11 protein-coding genes and 2 pseudogenes are annotated in these 15,300 nt (G+C 55.1%); 11 read left to right on the forward strand and 2 right to left on the reverse strand.

Annotated elements, in window-relative coordinates; all coding sequences use genetic code 11:
• Positions 1-116: 116 nt before the first annotated feature.
• From HUO07_RS21940 to HUO07_RS20755, 10 genes and pseudogenes are all read left to right on the forward strand, one after another.
• Positions 117-308, forward strand: a pseudogene (locus HUO07_RS21940) (histone deacetylase family protein); the annotation flags it as partial.
• A gap of 101 nt (positions 309-409) precedes the next feature.
• On the forward strand, positions 410-760 hold the full coding sequence (locus HUO07_RS20715; RefSeq protein WP_176305036.1) for a hypothetical protein: 351 nt from the start codon (positions 410-412) through the stop codon (positions 758-760).
• 229 nt (positions 761-989) lie between these two features.
• Positions 990-2,846, forward strand: a complete 1,857-nt coding sequence (locus HUO07_RS20720; RefSeq protein ID WP_176305037.1) for a dipeptide ABC transporter ATP-binding protein — start codon at positions 990-992, stop codon at positions 2,844-2,846.
• A gap of 50 nt (positions 2,847-2,896) precedes the next feature.
• Complete coding sequence (locus HUO07_RS20725) at positions 2,897-4,426, forward strand: ABC transporter substrate-binding protein (RefSeq protein ID WP_176305038.1); 1,530 nt, start codon at positions 2,897-2,899, stop codon at positions 4,424-4,426.
• Between the two features lie 94 nt (positions 4,427-4,520).
• Positions 4,521-5,444, forward strand: a complete 924-nt coding sequence (locus HUO07_RS20730; protein ID WP_176305039.1) for an ABC transporter permease subunit — start codon at positions 4,521-4,523, stop codon at positions 5,442-5,444.
• A 2-nt stretch (positions 5,445-5,446) separates the two neighbouring features.
• Entirely contained in the window at positions 5,447-6,301 is an 855-nt protein-coding gene (locus HUO07_RS20735) for an ABC transporter permease (protein WP_009287872.1), read from the forward strand.
• Positions 6,298-8,070, forward strand: a complete 1,773-nt coding sequence (locus HUO07_RS20740) for a M14 family metallopeptidase (protein WP_176305040.1) — start codon at positions 6,298-6,300, stop codon at positions 8,068-8,070. Before HUO07_RS20735 ends, HUO07_RS20740 begins: the two co-directional genes overlap by 4 nt.
• Positions 8,071-8,122: 52 nt before the next feature.
• Positions 8,123-9,814 carry a VRR-NUC domain-containing protein gene (locus tag HUO07_RS20745; protein ID WP_176305041.1) on the forward strand — a complete coding sequence of 564 codons (1,692 nt, stop codon included), beginning with the start codon at positions 8,123-8,125 and terminating at the stop codon, positions 9,812-9,814.
• A complete protein-coding gene (locus HUO07_RS20750) occupies positions 9,811-12,105 on the forward strand; it encodes an ATP-dependent DNA helicase (protein WP_176305042.1) in 2,295 nt (764 codons plus the stop codon). Before HUO07_RS20745 ends, HUO07_RS20750 begins: the two co-directional genes overlap by 4 nt.
• Positions 12,106-12,126: 21 nt before the next feature.
• Positions 12,127-12,909, forward strand: coding sequence for a sulfite exporter TauE/SafE family protein (locus HUO07_RS20755; RefSeq protein WP_176305043.1), 783 nt, complete (start codon positions 12,127-12,129; stop codon positions 12,907-12,909).
• A gap of 10 nt (positions 12,910-12,919) precedes the next feature.
• Here the strand turns inward: HUO07_RS20755 and HUO07_RS20760 are convergent, their stop codons facing one another.
• Positions 12,920-14,092: an MFS transporter gene (locus HUO07_RS20760; protein WP_422822712.1), complete on the reverse strand. Its 1,173-nt coding sequence runs from the start codon at positions 14,090-14,092 to the stop codon at positions 12,920-12,922.
• A 314-nt stretch (positions 14,093-14,406) separates the two neighbouring features.
• On the opposite strand from HUO07_RS20760, the gene HUO07_RS20765 reads away from it, so the two are divergent.
• Positions 14,407-15,234, forward strand: coding sequence for a diguanylate cyclase domain-containing protein (locus tag HUO07_RS20765; RefSeq protein WP_176305045.1), 828 nt, complete (start codon positions 14,407-14,409; stop codon positions 15,232-15,234).
• Here the strand turns inward: HUO07_RS20765 and HUO07_RS20770 are convergent.
• Positions 15,190-15,300 (reverse strand): annotated as a pseudogene (locus HUO07_RS20770) (IS630-like element ISHsp2 family transposase); the annotation flags it as partial. The gene HUO07_RS20765 and the pseudogene HUO07_RS20770 overlap by 45 nt on opposite strands.

The raw sequence follows: 15,300 nt of genomic DNA on the forward strand, positions 1-15,300 counted from the left end.
TGTGTCTGAACGCCGGAAAGTGGTTAAAAAGTAGCCGATGTAAGTCGAGCCAGTAGGTGTTTAGCGGTGTTACAGCCTGAGTGCGGTACTGGCTGAGGTACTATGAGAAATCCAGGCTAGGGGTCGATATCTTTGAGGGCGACCCGATAAGTGCCTTCACTTTTACCAGCGCGGACTTCACTCTGTTAGGTGAACGTTTGGCGCAAGCGGGTTTGCCCTGTGTGTTTCTGATGGAAGGGGGCTATGCGGTAGATGAAATCGGTGTCAATGTAGTCAACGTGTTACAAGGTTTTAAACAGGCGCTATAAAACGGCCTGGAACTACATTTAAATAAGGATAAAGGTTAACCGTGACAGCGGCCCCTAAATCGGGCAGGCTATTGCCCTTTCAACGGGCAGGGAGCTCAAGCGTGGCAGTGTATGGTGGAATTCAGGCACATGAATTGGAGCGTTGGCTTAATGCGTTAACCAACGCCGCCTATGACCGACGCTGCCCGCTGGTAAAAGTACACGGGGGCAATGCCCGTGCGCGTACTGCGCGCCAAGATCTGCTTCATTTGGCGAACGACTACCGCTGCGGCGACTCTAGCCGCGAGGAGAGCGCCGCCGAACTTGGCCGCTGGTGCCAAACCTACCTTTCAGAAGCGGAATGGTACGTGCTAGTCGGCACCCGCCAAGCGCCTTTGCAAACGCAAAGCACAGAAGCATTAAGCGAAGAAGAACGAAGCCTTACTGTGCTCAAGCAGCATCGGGTGGGGTAACCACGCCAATCAACACTAAACGCGATCGAAGGCTCCTGCAATGGGGCTTTTTTTGTGCACGAAATGTATGACTTAGTAGGTAGTCGAATTTTTAATGACAGGAGAATTAGTAGGTGCTTAATAACGATGTGTTGACAAAAGTTTAGCTGGGTGAGTAGTTTGAAAGGATATGTCTACTCGACTAACGTTTTACAAAAACGCTATCTAAGGGCAGGGGGCAATACATCTTGTGACCACTACACCAGCGCTATCGGTTCGTTCCTTGAGCGTGAATTTCGGCTCCAACCAAGTTGTTAAAAACCTGAGTTTTGATGTTTATCCCGGTAAAACGACAGCAATCGTTGGTGAGTCTGGCTCGGGTAAATCGGTGACTTCCCTGGCCATTATGCGCCTGGTGGAGTACATGAACGCTGAGATTACCAGCGGTACGATACGGTTCTATTCCGACGCCAATGACGCTCAGCCACAAGACCTTACCCAACTCTCTGATAAGGCAATGCGCAAGATACGTGGCAAGGATATCGCCATGATCTTCCAAGAGCCGATGACCTCACTTAATCCCGTCTACACAATCGGCGATCAAATTACCGAAGTGTTGGTGTTGCATGAAAAGCTCACTAAAGAAGCGGCTCGCGTTGAAGCAGTAAAACTTTTGAAACTGGTGCGCCTCGCCGATGCTGAAGCGCTATTAAAACGCTACCCCCATCAACTCTCTGGTGGCATGCGCCAGCGGGTGATGATAGCGATGGCGCTGGCCTGCCGACCCAAAGTCCTGGTCGCCGATGAGCCCACCACCGCGTTGGATGTCACCATTCAGGCGCAGATTCTTACCATTATGCGTGATCTGCAGCAGGAATTAGGGATGGCCGTTATCTTTATCACCCACGATATGGGGGTGGTGGCGGAGATGGCCGACCAAGTAGTGGTCATGCGCCATGGGGAGAAGGTCGAGGAGGCTTCGGTTGAAGAAATTTTCGCCCGAGCTCAGCACCCCTATACTCAAGCGCTGCTGGCAGCCGTTCCGAAACTTGGCAGCATGCAGGGCGAGGCCCTACCACGCATGGATCCCTTAGTGGTGCTGGATGGAAATATTGCGCGCACCCTGGGTGAAAGCCGTCAGCAGGATACGGCAAGAATCGATGCAGCATCGGTGGTGGAAGTAGAAAATTTAGTTACCCGTTTCGATATCCGTAAAGGCTTCTTTGGTGGAATTAGCCATCGCGTCCATGCGGTGGAAAATGTCAGCTTTAATATTTTTCCTGGCGAGACGCTGGCGCTGGTGGGGGAGTCTGGTTCCGGCAAGTCGACCATCGGGCGCACCATCCAGCAGTTGCAGGAAAGCACCAGTGGCACGATACGCTTTGGCGGCAGGGCCGTGGCCGATATGTCGCGAGCAGAAAAGATGCGTCTGCGCCAAGAAGTGCAGTACATTTTTCAAGACCCGTTTGCCTCCTTGGACCCACGCAAAACCGTCGGTTTTTCGATAGCCGAACCCATCCGTACGCACGGTTTATTGCACGGTAGTAAAGCAATCCGTCAGCGCGTTAACCAGTTACTGGAGCGTGTTGGTTTGAGCGCCGACCAGGCTGAGCGTTATCCCCACGAGTTTTCCGGTGGCCAACGCCAACGGGTATGTATTGCCCGTGCTCTGGCGTCTAAGCCTAAGTTGATCATTGCGGATGAGGCGCTATCTGCTCTGGATGTTTCCATCCAGGCGCAGATCATTCACCTGCTCATGGAGTTGCAGCAAGACGAAGGCTTGGCCTATTTGTTCATTAGCCATGACATGGCGGTGGTGGAAAAGATGAGCCATCGCGTGGCGGTACTGCACCTTGGCCAAGTCGTTGAGCTAGGCGAGCGCCGAGCGGTGTTTGATTCGCCTCAGCACTCTTATACCCGCAAGTTGTTAAGCGCCGTACCCGTGGCTGACCCTACTCAACGGCGAGAGCGTGTGCTTCTGCAAGGCGATATTCTTAGCCCCATCCGCAAGGTGGGCGATGAGCCTCAACATCTGCCTTTGATCCAGGTAGCTACTGGCCATTTCGTTGCCCAGGAAGAGAGCGGTGCCGAGCGTTTGGCCTCATAGTCGGTTTCCAGACGATAAAAAAACAGTGATACGAAAACAGGAGTAACCCCATGAAGAAAAACAAACGCGTTCTCAATGGCGCCATTGCGGGTATGGCATTGAGCGTTGCCTTCTCTGCCTCTGCTCAAGCGGGTTCGCTAACGATTGCTTCGCCTCAGGATCCCGGTAGCTGGGATCCCATTGATACTTTTTTAGTGAATTGGGCATCGGTCGCCACCAATATTTTCGATGGTTTGACCTATCGAGGCCCTGATTTAGAGCTGGTGCCTGGCCTGGCCACCGAGTGGGAAGAACTGGATGATGGTACCCGTATCCGTTTCACGCTGCGTGAAGGCGTTACCTTCCATAATGGCGAACCCTTCAACGCTGAAGCGGTGAAGTTCACCTTTGATCGCTTATTAGGCGATGAGGGCGGTCAGGGCCCCCAGCGCTCCAACTATACGGCGATTGAGAGCGTGGAAGTCATCGATGACACCACCGTCGATTTCCACCTGAATGAACCTGATCCTGTACTGCTCACCAAGCTAGCAGGCTACGGGGCGATGATTGTGCCACCGGAGTATCTGACCGAGCATGGGGATGAACACTTCAATACCCATCCGGTGGGCACCGGGCCTTTCAAGGTAGTGGAATATAATCCCCGTGAAGACGTTCAGCTTGAGGCCTTTGCTGACCACTGGGACGGCGCGCCGAAGCTGGATGAAGTGACTTACCGCTTTATCTCCGAGCCTTCCACCGCCGTGGCTGAGCTGCAGGCTGGACGGGTCGATATCGTTATTCCGCCGACGATTCCTATTGGCATGATCGAAACGATCAATAACCATGACGGGGCCAGCATCGTCAGCGTGGCTTCGCCGACGGTGGAAGCGATTCGCTTCAACACCCAATCAGGGATTACTGCCGATGAGCGCGTGCGTAAAGCCATGATCATGGCCGTAGATCGCCAGGCGATTATCGACGCCATCCTGGCGGGCGAGGGTGAAATGATCGCCAGCTTCCAGGGTGCCCAGTCTTTCGGTAACGACCCTGATATGGAGCCCCTGCCGTATGATCCGCAGCAGGCTCGCGCACTGCTGGATGAAGCGGGCGTCGAGCAAGGCGCCACGGTACAGATTGATGTGCGCGGTAACGATGCCACCTTTGGTGAGGTGGCCCAGGTAGTGGCGTCTTACCTACAAGGGGTGGGTATTACCGCTTCGATCCAGCCTTACGAGACCAATGTGCTACTTAACGACATTATTCCGGCCGGCCGCACGGGTGAGATGTTCCAGCAGAAGTGGGGCGGCTGGACCTTTGACTTCGACAATACCGCCTACCTGATGTACCACACTGGCGAACGCTGGAATCCTTATGACAGCGACGCTGAGCTAGATGAAATGCTCGAAGCCCAGCGCAGTATTACTGATCAGGAAGAGCGTGAAACGCTGCTCCAGGCGATTGCCCAATATACCCAGGATCGCGCCTTGGAAATGCCACTCTACAGCATCAATGCCCTCTACGGTGTCAGTGACCGGGTGGAGAATTTCGAGCCTGCCCCGGATAACCGTATGCGTTTGACCAATGTGGATGTTACTGAATAAACGTAACGCCATCCGGCCGCTTCAAAGAGCGGCCGGCTCTTCTCACTGACACTTCACAAAAGCTTCATGTAAGCGCTACGGGCTTGGGGTCATAGTGGCAAAATTTCTTCTATATCGAATACTGCAGGCCATCTTTGTGGTGATTGCCGTGACGCTGATCGTCTCTTTTGCGATCAGGTTAACCGGTGATCCGGCGGTGATGTTGGCGCAAGGGGCGGGCAGTGTGACCGAGGCGGATTTGGAAAGGATTCGTGAAGCCTTGGGTTTGAATCAATCCTTCCTGGCCCAGTACATCGGTTTCCTGCAGGGGCTGGTGGTGGGCGATTTTGGGCGCAGTTTTATGGGCGGCACGCCGGTGAGTGACCTGATTGGTCGCGCCTTACCCGCTACTTTAGCGCTGGCTTTTGCTTCGCTGTTTTTATCTATCGTGATATCGATACCGCTGGGTATTAAGGCAGCGGTATCGCGGGGGAGGTGGCCCGACCAGATGATCAGGATTTTTTCCCTGATCGGGCTCTCTTTTCCCAACTTTTGGCTAGCTATCATGCTGGTGCTGGTGCTCTCTATCACCTTTAACCTGCTGCCGCCCAGTGGTATGGAGGGCTTCTCCAGCTTCATTATGCCAGCGGCGACAATGGGGATCATTCTAACTGCCACCAATGTGCGTCTGGTACGTACGACAATGCTGGATACCCTCCGCTCTCAGTACATTATGGTGGCGCGGGCAAAAGGTCTTTCCAACACCGTCGTGCTCTACAAGCATGCGCTGCGGAACTGCTCCATTCCGCTGATCACCTATTTTGGTTTGCAGTTCGGTGGGCTGCTGGGCGGCATCGTGGTTGTCGAGCGCGTCTTTAACTGGCCGGGATTAGGCACCTTGGCCTTCGAAGCCGTATCGGCCCGGGACTACCCTGTCTTACAAGGCGTTATCACCGTGCTCTCGTTAATGATCATCTCTATCAACCTTCTAGTTGATATCGCCTATGGCCTGGTCGACCCCAGGGTGCGCAAGGAATAACCATGACGGCAGCTATTAAAACCGACAAATTGAAACGCTTTAAGAACCTTGAGTTTATCCTTGGCGTGCTGCTCGTGGGCGGTATTGGTTTAGCGGTAATCTTTTCCGGCTGGTTATTCCCCGGTGGAGGTTCAGAGCTTAACTTAGCCTACCGCTTAACGCCGCCGCTGGTGGAACCTGGCTTTCCACTAGGTACAGACCCATTAGGCCGGGACGTGCTCGCGCGGGTGATTATCGGCGGTGAAATATCGCTAAAAGTCGGGGTCTACTCAGCCCTCGGGGCGGTGGTGATCGGCATCATTATGGGGTTGGTATCCGGCTACTATGGCGGGTTTCTGGATATGATCGTGATGCGCTTTGCCGACGTACAACTTGCGCTGCCCTTTATCCTGCTAGCGATTACCTTTATCGCCGTGATTGGTGGCGGGCTAACCAATATGATTATTCTGCTGATTATCTCCCAGTGGGTGCAGTACGCGCGCTTGGTACGGGGCTCGGTGCTATCGCTGCGTGACCGCGAATTTATCCTGGCGGCCAAAGCGATTGGGGTGAAAGATATTCGTATCCTGTTCCAGCATCTGCTCCCCAATCTAATTGGTCCCGTGATCGTGCTGATGACCCTCAATGTGGCCAATAATATTCTGCTGGAGAGCAGCCTGACCTTTTTAGGCTTGGGCGTGGATCCGGTGATTCCAAGTTGGGGCGGCATGCTGGCTGAAGGGCGAACCTACCTGCAAACGGCGTGGTGGGTAAGCGTATTCCCCGGCTTGGCAATTCTGTTAACCGTGCTAGGCCTGAACCTGTTAGGTGACTGGCTTCGCGATGCCCTGGATCCGACGGGACGTACTTCCTTATGACAAACAGCCTCCAGGACGAGACGTTGCTAGAGCGCTCGTTTCCGCGCACCACAAAAGCGTTACTTGATGAGTACGCCACACCGGCCTATCAAGGCTTCCAACTGGAGGCGTGGGTGTTTGATGATGAGGCCGAACGCCAAGCGTCGGAATCGACGTTTAAAGCTGCGGGCATAAGTGCGCGCCTGCGCAGTGCCTATAAGCCCTTAATCCATTTCTTTTTGGAAGAGTTTTCGTGGGCGTCGCTGCTATCGTTGGTGATTGAGTACCCGGTGTTGGCAAACGCACCGCGCCGTTTTTTGCTGGAGGCCTACCCGCTTGCGGCGCTTCTTCCGCAAGGCGTATCACTACGCTGGGAGGGCGTTGAAACCACGGCTATCGCCCAACCTATCCATTATCGCGTGCGAGTGGAGCGTCGCTCGGGTGCCCAGGAAACGTATCTCGTAGAAGCGCCCAATCGTCATCATCAGGACCATGTGGGCGAGGCGCAATTTTCGCCCTGTGGCTGGCTGCGGCTGACCTCGCCTCAGGGCGACGTCAGTGCAACAATCGTCGAGACCGACTATGAAGCGCTATTTCAAGCCGCGATGGCAACGCTCTCTTCAACCCCGTGGCAGCCAACATCGCCTTACTTTGAAGAACTCAATTTTACGGTACATTTGCCGAGCAGTGACCGCCGCTTAGCCTGGGATGACGAACATATCAGCCTTGCTGAGGCGCTCCATGAAGAACTCTATTTTTCTACCCTGGAGTATTTCCAGCACCGCGCGGGCTTAACGCTGGGTGACCGTTCGATTCAGCCAGGGCAGATTGTGCCGGAGATATCCTCCCAGGGTGAAAGCGCCTATTTGAAAGTCAGCCTTCGCTCTTTAGATACTTTGCAGGCACAGCGTGACGAGATGACCGAGCTGGGCTCTGCCCAGCAGGCTATCGGCACTGATCAGATTAAGCAGTTATTGGCGGCGCTTGGTGGCCAGTCGCTGTATGCCACCACCCGAGCGGGCAGAGTGCTGGAAGCTCGCTATGTGGAGGGTAGCGATCGCGCCGTCATCATCAGTGCGGGGCAGCACGCCAACGAAACATCCGGCGTCGTTGGAGCACTGCGCGCGGCGCAAGCGCTAAGTGAGCAGCCTCAGGCACACTATGTTATTTCTCCTTTAGAGAACCCCGACGGCTACGCGCTGCAGAGCCGACTTGTCGCCACTCAACCGCGCCACATGCACCACGCTGCGCGCTATACGGCTTTTGGTAATGACCTGCAGAGTCAGCCGCTAGGCCAACCGTTTGAGCACGCCATCCGTGAACAGGCATTCGCGACCAGCGGCGCCGGGCTGCATGTCAATCTTCACGGTTACCCCGCCCACGAGTGGACACGACCGCTGAACGGCTACGTACCCCGTGGCTTTGAGATGTGGACGATTCCAAAGGGTTTCTTTTTGATTCTCCGCCATCAGCCGGGTTGGGAAACGGCGGCTGAGCAATTGGTGGAAGCCGTTACCCACCACCTTGCGCAAGTGCCTGGGCTAGTCGAGTTTAATGCTGCGCAAATTGCGTTATTTGAGACCCATGCGGGAGCGTTAACCTTCCCGATGTTGAATGGCTTCCCCTACCTAATCTCCGAAGACGCCGATCAATTAACGCCGCTAATGTTGATTACCGAATACCCCGACGAGACCCTAACTGGCGAAGCGTTTGTGCAGGCGCATGCGGCGCAAATGGCAACGGTGGTGGCAGCCTATAACGCCTTTCAAACGCTCTCATTGGATAGTTAATCTCAATGACGGCGAGACTGTCAAAATAGCGTCGCACTGATACAATGGATAAATGAACAGTGCTTTCGCTACGCCAACCGCCTCCCTCGACGACCCCTACTATTACCTGACGAACTTTCGCTTCGTTTTAGCTTGGGTCGGGGAACGTCATGCTGATCTGCTTTCGGCAGACGAGCGCGACTTTCTTGAACAGTTTGAAAGCTTGCCGCAGGCCTCTCAAGCGCTTCTGGTGCGCATGGTCATGCGTAAAGGTGAGCTGTTTAGGCTTAGCAAATTAAGCTATACCGAAGTAGGTGACAGCGCTGAGGCGATAGCGTCATTGGTCGCGCTGGGCTGGGTCGATAATGATCCGGCGCTTAGCGTCGATGAGCTATTTAACCAGCTGCGACTCGCCGAGCTTCGCCACATTTTAGCCGATGAGATACGCGCCGCTGGGCTGAGCGTGTCTAGCGCTAAAGCTATGCTCTACGACACCTTAACGAGCCAACTGACACACACCGCACCCTTACAAGCATGGTGGCCCGATGCCAGCGATCAAATCGTGCGTCTCAAGGTAATGGAGACCTGCGACCGGCTGCGGCTGATGTTCTTTGGCAACCTGCGACAGGACTGGGCGGAGTTCGTGTTGACCGAGCTGGGGCTGCAACGCTTTGAGACGGTGTCTTTTACGCCGCAATCTCGCGCATTCCAATCGCGTCAGGAAGTGGATACCTACTTAGCGCTCCATCAACTGCGTCAACGTCTTGATGCAGGAGAATTGCCCCCTGATCTACATATTGAGGTGCCGCCGTGCGCGGATAACCGTTGGCTCGCTACGCGGCGTGCACGGTTACTGCTGCAGTTGGGTCGAGAGGCAGAGCGTAGCGGAGATGCAGCGCTGGCGCTGACGCTTTATCACGATTCGGGCAGCAGCGAAGCGCGGATACGCCAGCTTCGGGTGTTGGAAAGGCAGGGCGAGCACCAGGCTGCTTTTGAATTGGCGAGCAAGGCACTCAATAGCAGCCCCAATGAGACAGAGCACCAAGCGCTGTCGCGGCTGCTACCACGCTTGCGGCGACGGCTTAAACTGCCTGCTTCGCCGAGTGACCCGGAGCCCGTCCATGAGCGTTGGGACTTGCAATTGCCTGGGCCGCAAAGCGTTGAGCGCGCCGTGGCTCAGACTCTTGGTGAACCCCAGGCACCCGTCTGCTATGTGGAAAACAGTCTGATCACGGGACTGTTTGGCTTGCTCTGTTGGTCGGCAATCTTCGCACCACTGCCGGGCGCTTTCTTCCACCCTTTTCATAATGGCCCTGCGGATTTATACCGCGACGATTTTGTGGCGCGTCGGCGTGACCTTTTCGATGCGTGTCTAGCGCGCTTGGAAGACGGCAGCTACCGCGAAGTCATTCAGACGACTTGGCGCGAGAAGGCGGGCCTTTCATCGCCGTTTGTTCACTGGGCAATCGTTGATGAAGCGCTCATTGAACTCGCACTGGCATGTATCCCACCTGAGCACCTTCGACACTGTTTTGAGCGGCTGCTGGGTGATCTGAAAGCCAACCGGGCAGGGCTGCCGGATTTGATTCAGTTTATGCCTGACGCGCCAGCTGGCGAACCGCGCTACCGGATGATCGAAGTCAAAGGCCCCGGTGATCGGTTGCAGGATAACCAGCGCCGCTGGCTGACATTTTTTCACCGTCATGAGATGCCCGTCGCAGTGTGTTACGTGCGCTGGGTCGCCAGCGACGAGCTTGAGGTATGAGTACGACCTATCGCGTGGCGGTGCGGGCACTGTGTGATTTCACTGCCCGTGAAGGGGATCTCGATCACCGTTTTACCCCAGCGCCCAGCGCGCGGGAAGGCATCGAAGGGCACTCCCTTGTCGCTAGCCGACGCGGAGCAGACTATATTGCCGAACTTCCGCTGTCGGGTGTCTTTGAGGGAGTGGTCGTCACGGGCCGAGCGGATGGTTTTGACCCCGTGGCTAATCGCCTGGAAGAGATTAAAACCCATCGCGGCAGCTTGGAGCGCATGTCAGCTAATCAGCGCGCCCTCCACTGGGCACAGGTGAAAGTCTACGGCGCACTGCTATGCGCTGAGCGAAGCCTTGAGCAGATCACCTTAACGCTGGTTTATCTGGATATCGCCAGCGGTAAAGAGACGCTACTGAGCCAAGACGCCAGCGCCGCCGAGCTGCAGGCGTTCTTTGCCTCCCAGTGCCGCCGCTTTCTTAGCTGGGCGAAACAGGAGGCGGACCATCGCCAGCGCCGGAACGCTGGCCTACAAACCCTGCGCTTTCCCCACGCTGCATTCCGCCCCGGCCAGCGCGAACTTGCCGAAGACGTTTATAAAGCCGCCAGCACCGGGCGCTGCCTACTCGCCCAGGCGCCCACCGGCATTGGTAAAACGCTGGGCACGCTGTTCCCCATGCTTTTAGCGATGCCGCGACAGCAGCTGGATCGCATCGCTTTTCTGACCATGAAAACCCCCGGCCGTCGTTTGGCGTTGGATGCTCTCGCCACGCTGCGCGCCAGCCAGAGCGATGAAGCCCAGCCCTTGCGTGTGCTTGAGCTGGTGGCGCGTGATAAGGCCTGCGAATACCCCGATCGCGCCTGCCATGGCGAGTCTTGCCCGCTAGCTGCCGGTTTTTATGATCGCTTACCTGCTGCCCGTCAAGCGGCGGTGGACCAGGGGTGGCTGGATCGCGAAGCGCTGCGCGAGGTGGCATTGGCCCATAATGTTTGCCCCTATTATTTCGGCCAGGAACTAGCGCGCTGGGCGGATATGATCGTCGGTGACGTTAACCACTGGTTCGATAGCCACGCCCTGCTGCACGGTTTGGCCCAGGCCAACGATTGGCGAACGGGCGTACTGGTCGATGAAGCGCATAATCTGGTGGAGCGTGCCCGCGGCATGTACAGCGCCGAGCTCGATCAGCAGCGCTTTAATCGCATACGCCGGTCATCACCCAAAGCGCTGGCGGGGCCTTTGGGGCGCTTAGCCCGCCAGTGGCAAAATGTGGTTAAAGACGCGGGGCTGGAAAATGAGGGTGGTCACGGTAAGCCAGCCTACCGACTGCTAACGGCGCTGCCCGATAAGCTGGTGGCCGCCGCTCAGCAAGTAGGGTCTGCCATCACTGATTATCTTGGTGAGTACCCAGAGCAAACCAGTCTTGAGCTTCAAGAACTGCTGTTTGAGGCGCTGGCGTTTTGTCGGCTGGCGGAGCGCTTTGGTGAGCACTCACTGTGTGATATTACTCGCCATGGCCGTGGGCGGGCCGTGCTCGGGTTACGCAACCTGATACCCGCCGACTTTCTGGCTGCACGGTTTAACACCGCGCACTCCGTGGTGCTGTTTTCAGCCACATTAAATCCCGCTCACTACTACCGGGATCTATTGGGTTTGCCGGAGAATACGCCCTGGCGCGAGGTTGTTTCTCCTTTCTCAGCGTGCCAGCTTGAAGTGCGTATTCGCAGCGATATTTCGACCCGCTTTCGTGATCGAGAGGCGTCGATTGAGCCGATGGTGGCGACCATAGCGCAGCAGTATCAGCGCAAGCCAGGCCACTACTTGGCGTTCTTCAGCAGCTTTGCCTACCTGGAAGCCGTGCTGAACCACTTTCGCGAGGCGCACCCAGGCGTGCCCGTTTTCAGCCAAACCCGTGGCATGCCCGAGGCAGCGCGGGAGGCGTTTCTAGCGCGCTTTACGCCCGGCGGAAAAGGCATCGGCTTTGCGGTGTTGGGCGGTGCCTTTGCAGAAGGCATCGACCTGCCCGGCGACCGATTGATCGGAGCCTTTATCGCTACCTTGGGACTACCGCCGTTTAACGACTTTAACGAAGCGCTTAAAGCACGGCTAAACGCGCGCTTTGGTAAAGGTGACGATTACACTTATCGCATTCCCGGCATAATCAAGGTGGTGCAGGCCGCAGGGCGAGTGATTCGCAGTCCTGAAGATGAGGGGGTTGTGGTATTAATGGATGATCGTTTTGCCCAGGCCAGCGTGCGCTCGCTATTGCCAAGCTGGTGGTCGCTGGGAAATCCCAATCCATAATTTAGGACCCTATCGCGAGCTATGACAGATTTACTCTGGTACCAGTATGCGCTGATCGGACTGATATTTGCCTGGAGCGGTTTTGTGCGCACCAGCCTAGGGTTTGGAGGCGCTGTACTGGCGCTGCCGTTCCTACTGCTAGTGACAAACGAACCTCTGGTGTTCTTACCGATTATTGCTATTCATCTACTGATTTTCTCCAGTTGGATTGCCTGGAACGGACATCGCCAACTGCAGAAAGAGGGCGTGGGAACCGATTCCCCAGAGAGCAATATCGATTGGAGATACCTATTCAAAGCCCTGAAAATCATGATCATTCCCAAGCTAATTGGGGTGGTGGGGCTGTTAACGCTGCCCGCTCAAGTCATGACCAGTATTATTTTCGGCATTGTGTTCATTTATGCCATTGGCTACGTCCTCAACAGACCGTTCAAGAGTAAAAACAAATATGTCGACTACGTGCTGCTGGCACTCGGGGGATATGTCAGCGGTACTTCGCTGATTGGCGCGCCGCTAATTGTGGCGGTATTCGCTGCTCATGTGGCCAAGGAGCAGCTGCGGGATACCATGTTTGTGCTGTGGTTTATTCTGGTGGTCATCAAGATGGTCTCGTTCCTGATCGCAGGCGTAGACCTCCAGCTTATCCACCAGCTGTGGCTGTTGCCCTGTGCATTCATTGGTCACCTGGCGGGCGAGAAAGCCCACCGCTATATGCTCAAAGCGGACACCGGCCTGTTCTTCCGCGTGCTCGGGGCCGTGCTGATTTTGGTTAGCGTTGTGGGATTAATTCATCCACCCGCGTAAGTGCTGATGCTTAAAGTTGGCTGTCTGCCTTCAGCGTCGTCTTGCCCAGTACGATCAGGGCGACGGCCAGCAGGCCGCACACCACTGCCATGCCGGTAAACACATTACGCAGCGACTCCAGCCAGATGATCGCCGGGGCGACCACCACCGGGGAGACAAACTGGCCGAAAAAGAAGGTCGAGGTAAAACCGCCAAACACCCGGCCGCGCACCCGTTGAGGCGTGATCCGCATAAGCCAGGTGGTGGTATTCGGCATAAAGGCGCCCAGGCCAAAACCAGAAATGGCCGCGCCGACAATGGCCATGGCGTAACTCTGAGTGAAGCCCACCACCAAAAAACCGGCGGCCGCCAGGAAAAAACCGAGTACATAGATCGTCATCACCGACAGGAACGGTTTGTAGTAGCCGTAGCAAAACGCCACGATGCTGGCCGTTAGTGCTGCCATGGAAAGCGCCACGCCGATCGCCACGCCGCTAATCTGGCCCTGCTGGGAAAGCAGAAAGGGCAGTTGGGCAGGGAACATGTAAAACATGGTCATGCTGATCATGGCGATCAGGTAGGCAAGGCTGGTCCGGCCAAGATCTACCTTGATGGGCTCATCGCTGGTGTCACTGCTGTTGCCATCGCTGGATTTGGGTTCCTGAAGAATCGCCCAGGCGTAGGGCAATAGCAGCACGCCGGTCATATAGAGTAAAAATGGGCCGCGCCAACTCCAGTCGGAAAGCAGCCCGCCCAGGTTAATAAAGATAACCCCGCCCAACGCCATGCAGCTGCTTTGCAGCCCCAAAAAACGGGCGCGTTCCGCGCTATCAAAATAATCCCCCACCAGCGTGGTGCTGATGCTGAGAATACCGGCCACCGCGATTCCCATCAGCGCCCGGGAGCTCAACAGCAGATCTACACGATCAATGAAGAAACCCGCGACCCCCGCAAAACCGTAGATGCCTAGCATCATGAGCAGCAATTTCTTACGCCCAAACCGGTCAGCCAGATAGCCCATCAGCGGGCTGAAGAGGGTAATCATCAGCGCAGGAATAGTTAGGATCAACTGAATCAACACCTGGGGATGATCAGGGAAGTGGCGGCTAATACCCGGCAGTGCAGGCGCAATAATCGCCCCCGACATCACGGTCATGGTGCTGGCAAAAAGGAGTACGGCCTTAATGTGTGTTAATTGGCTAATGGTCTTTTTTCCATATCAAAAGAAGGGAAAGGATTTAAAGCACAAACGACGATCGTAGCATAGTTGTTAGCAGGCTAGGTATCTGCTTTCGTGAACTAAACTACTCGACAAGGCCAACAGTTGCCCGCTTTCAGCGACAGTCTTGCCTTGAAAAGATAGTTGGAAAGAGGAGTTGCGCTTCTCATACTGGCTTTAAAAATGGGGGCTAAAAGTAAATTTAAAGTGGTTAAAGAGCAGTACTATCGTTGATCTAATAGGTTTGTTGGAGTCGATCTGTTATAGCTGGATACAAAGCACCGTAGGGGGCAGATGTCGTGACGTTTTCGTCGAATGATAATTCCGACCCACTAGCGCAGATTCTGCCAGTGGCGGCCCATCTGTTTGATAATAGTGGCGCAGCAATTTCCCTGTTCGATAATCAGGACTGGTTGCTTTATGGTAATGCCCACTACTACGACCTGATCTGCTATCCGCAGGGAGCACACCTCTCTTGGCCGGATATTGTGCGTGACAACTATTCCCAAGGCCATGGGCTGATTGCTGAGACAGATGATATTGAGTTCTGGATTCAGGCGGCGTTAGCAAAGCGTCGCACACGAACCTACCGCCAGTTTGAAATTGACGCATGGGATGGCCGCTGGCTGTTGATGACGGAAACGCTGGTTCCTGAGATAGGTCTACTAGGTATTGGTGTTGATATCACTCAGGCTAAGAACATGACGACTGCTTTAAAACAGGAGTACCAGAATGCGCTGATCACGGCGGAAACTGATCTACTTACTGATATGGGCAATCGCCGGGCGTTAGAGCGTTTGAGTAATATTCTGTTGAGTAAGGGGCGCCATTTTCAGGTAGCAGCCTTGATGATCGATATTGATCAGTTCATACCCTACAACGATACCTTGGGGCATTTTCAGGGTGACCTTTGTTTACAGCAGGTGGCACAGGTGATTCAAAGCAGCCTCAAAGTGGGTGAGACCTATCCGATAAGGCTGGGTGGTGACGAATTCCTGGTACTGATGCTGGGTGTGCCCATGTCACTAGCTCAGCAAGTGGCCCACAGAATCAGAAACGGTGTGCATAAAAGTGCTAAGTGCCTATTCAAAATTAATCGCGTGATCAGTTCCGTAACCACCGAGTAAGCGGTGTACCTCTTCATGTAGACGTTCAAACGAGAGATAGGCACTCAAGGGCAGCCAGGTGTACTT

The sequence above is a fragment of the Vreelandella maris genome, from assembly GCF_013371085.1.
In the GTDB taxonomy this organism is placed as follows: domain Bacteria; phylum Pseudomonadota; class Gammaproteobacteria; order Pseudomonadales; family Halomonadaceae; genus Vreelandella; species Vreelandella maris.